Source organism: uncultured Boseongicola sp. (assembly GCF_937988555.1).
GTDB lineage: Bacteria > Pseudomonadota > Alphaproteobacteria > Rhodobacterales > Rhodobacteraceae > Boseongicola.
This window is the reverse complement of sequence record NZ_CALJXO010000395.1, coordinates 1-3242: the sequence shown is the minus strand read 5'-3', so window position 1 is coordinate 3242 and position 3242 is coordinate 1. Positions and strand designations below refer to the sequence as shown.

Here is a 3242-nt window from a genome sequence, read left to right as displayed (position 1 = left end):
ACAAGGGACGTCCGTAGGTTTCGAACTGCCTCTGCAGAGGCAGAGGCTGGATGCTTGTTGAGGTAGCGGATAACACCAGACCGCGTTCGGCCTGGAATGCGAGGAATTTGGCCCAAAACCGGTAGATTTGTAGTTTCCTCAAGCTCGCCGGGAGTGCGAACTGCTGTGATCATTCGCTCTCTGAAAAGGATTAGACCAGCACCGGTCATCAGGCCAAGCAAAGTCGCAAGAAGGATTGCGCGGTCTCCATTCGGATTGAATGAATAGAACGGGACGATGGCGGGAGAGATGATCCTGGCATCAGCCTGTTGCAACCCTTCCTGTACGGAGGTTTCTTTTAAGCGCGTCAAAAAATACTCATAAAGCAGCCGGTTTGCTTCGGCCTCTCGCTCGAGTTGCTCAACACGAACGAGTTCCTGAGACTGCCTGGTGATTGCATTTTCCTGATTGATGACCGCGCGTTCGAGTGCGTTGATCTGGTCTCTACCTCTCGCGACGTCTCCGGACAGCCTGTCCTCGACAACGTCAATTCTCTTGTTGAACAAGGGCAGTTGTTCCGGGCTGTCGATATTTTGGTCCACCAATCGCGTGAGTGTGGGGTCGTTGGCGATGGTCGCGATGCGTGTGGTGTCGCCGTCCGCCAAGGCCGCAGTCAAGCGGACCATGCGCTCTTCCTTTGCCGACTGCATAACGCGTGCTTCGGTCAGACGATCCCGCTGCTCTTTGAGACGTAAGTTCATTGCTGTCAAAGCGTCTTCATTCACCAGGTCCGCGCTGGCGAGGAATTGCTTCAATTCACTGGCGGAGCGTTCCACCTCGCTTTGAAGATCTACGACGCGTCCGGCCAACCACTCGGTTGCCTGACGCGATTTTTCAAATTTCACGTCAAGCCGATCTTCGATGTAGACGCGTGAGAGCGTATTCGCGAGAAGGGCTGCAAGGTTGGGGTCTCGCGACGTTGCCGAAATGACAAGGACGTAACTCCATTCCTTGTTTGAGACGTCGATCATTCCACCGAGCGTGCTGACAATTCCCTCAATGAGCTGCTCTTGGCTCGGCGGCGCGGCGGGCTCAGAGGTGGGTGTGCCAATCAGGCCTTTGATCCAGCCTTTTGCTGAGGCGACTGCGTCCCGGACGGGGTCCGGGGCCGCCGCGGGTCGCAATGCAGGATTGAACTCTGGATGGTTCACAAGATCGAGTTCGTCCGCCAACTTGCCCAGCATTGTCCGTGATGCGATGACTTCTTTTTCGGTGGTGACGGCGGCGTCGTCGCCATAAAAGCCGTCGGTTACTCTTTGGAAATTCACCAGCTGTTCGCCTGCAACTTCAAGCGTCAAAATTGCATCGGCACGGTAGTATGGCGTCACTCTATACGTGGCGTAATACCACCCTGCGGAAAACCCGACGAGCGCCAGCGAAAAGATCAGTCCCTTCCCGCGCCACAACGTGCGAACAATGCCGCTGAGATCGATTTCATCGTCGCTGACATCATGCTCTGGAGGAGCTGCACGGCCATCGGCAAAGAACGTGCGTTCCTTGTTCATTGCGACCTCACAGGGGCCGCAATTGCCTCATCTAGTCCCATTGAACCACATGGAGTTTCTCCGACCTGTCGCTCTCGTGCCATTTTCGGCATCATAGTCTAGCGCCTGCTCTAACGCCTCTTCCGTCGCACTATATAGTAGTGAATGAATTTCTGGAACCAAATATTGATCGGTTTTTGCGGTTAGAGCGCAAATGTAGGCGCTAGGGAGCGCTTGTTGATAGGAACGCGTCTCTATCATCCAATCGAACAGCTGTAAGACGCCCGCTGTAGTAGGCTCCAGTATCGACGCAAATCCGTCCCGGCTCTGCGACGACGTCATCGGCGTCGTAGTGGCCATGCACCACTCGTATGCCGGAAATTGGGTCCGGCTGCTGCGCCTCAGAGTGGCCCCACATCAGTGCGCGTGGTGACTGCTCCTCCAAGTCCTTTGAGGGGTCGACACCGGCATGTGTGAAGAAGACGTCCCCTGAGCGATGCGAATTGACCATCGCGTCGAAGAGGGCCTCATATGCCGAAATTGCACTTGCCAATTCGCTTCTCACTCGGAAAAGATCGCGCCTTCCAAATCTGAGTTGTGGCGGTCGGATGCCAAAGCTGCCGAGGGTTTGCAAGCCACCAAAGTCGAACCACTCTGCCCCTTCAGTTGGCGCAAAAAGGAAGTACCGAAGCGCGTCCTCGTGATTGCCACGCAAAAAGACAAGTCTTGACGATTTGAACTCTGCCATCCGTGTCAGTGCATCCAAGACCTGCCGAGAGTCCTCCCCGCGGTCGATATAATCGCCAAGAAAGACAAGCTTCACTTTACGATCATCCTCAAACTGGGCAGCGTCCGCAGTGATCTTCGCCATAAGCAAGACGAGGAGGTCCAGGCGTCCGTGAATGTCACCAATCGCGTAAATGCGCTCTGACCGTGCCACAACTGGGATCGGCTTGGTTGGCGTACGCTCAAAGGGGATAACGCTGTCGCGACGCAAGGTGCTCTGCCTCTGTTTTGCCTTGGGGGTATTTAGGGCGCACGACCCTCAGATGTCCAGAACCGCCTTGCCTAATGCCCTATCCTTTGTCAGTTCAGATGCTCTTCGGGTCCTTCTTCGATGTCATCCAACAATTCTTTCGGATAGTGTTTTACCGTGTTATCCATATCGGAAAATGAAGGGCAAGAGATGTTCGACGGGCTTCCATGGTACCTCGCGCAGGTGAAGTCACAATCCTATCAAATCGCTGAGCGTAATCTTCATCGACAGCTCTACGAGACCTTCATTCCGCGCTTAAACAAGACAGATACTGGTACTGGCCGCTTCGTTACAAAGCCGAAGCCGCTTTTCCCCGGATATATCTTCGTGTCGTGCGATGTTCAGTCAGGTGCTGCGGCGAAGATCAACTCGACGCTTGGTATCTCGCGCCTTGTCAACGTTGCAGGGCGCCCGGTGGAGGTGCCGCGGTCGATTATCGAGGCTTTGAAAGCGCGTTGCGGTCAAGACAGCATTCTCGCTGAGGATATCTCAGTGGCCGTTGGCGACGAGGTGCTCCTCCTTACAGGCCCGTTCACGGACTTTGTAGCAAGTGTCGAACGGATTGAACCGTCGCGCCGCATCTGGGTTCTTATCGACCTTCTTGGCCGGAAGACGCGAGTGGGTCTAGAGCGTGCGTCTTGGCGGGCTGCCTGAAGTCTAAGCGGCTCCTATTCCCGTGATTC

At 55.1% G+C, this 3242-nt stretch carries 3 protein-coding genes; 1 reads left to right on the top strand and 2 read right to left on the bottom strand.

The genetic code is table 11. The features are described from left to right. Together Q1B15_RS23230 and Q1B15_RS23225 are read right to left on the bottom strand one after the other, a co-directional pair. The coding region (locus Q1B15_RS23230) for a GumC family protein (protein ID WP_299758607.1) at positions 1-1544 on the bottom strand (1544 nt) is incomplete at its 3' end. A 202-nt stretch (positions 1545-1746) separates the two neighbouring features. Next, on the bottom strand, positions 1747-2520 hold the full coding sequence (locus tag Q1B15_RS23225) for a metallophosphoesterase family protein (RefSeq protein WP_299758605.1): 774 nt from the start codon (positions 2518-2520) through the stop codon (positions 1747-1749). 189 nt (positions 2521-2709) lie between these two features. Here Q1B15_RS23225 and Q1B15_RS23220 point away from each other — a divergent pair, with 189 nt between their 5' ends. Then, positions 2710-3213, top strand: coding sequence for a transcription termination/antitermination NusG family protein (locus Q1B15_RS23220; RefSeq protein WP_299758603.1), 504 nt, complete (start codon positions 2710-2712; stop codon positions 3211-3213). The last annotated feature ends 29 nt before the right edge of the window (positions 3214-3242 follow it).

What these genes read in the sequence shown, in the direction of transcription:
- Q1B15_RS23220 (WP_299758603.1), top strand. Translation starts at nt 2,710, where the DNA reads ATGTTCGACGGGCTTCCATGGTACCTCGCGCAGGTGAAGTCACAATCC.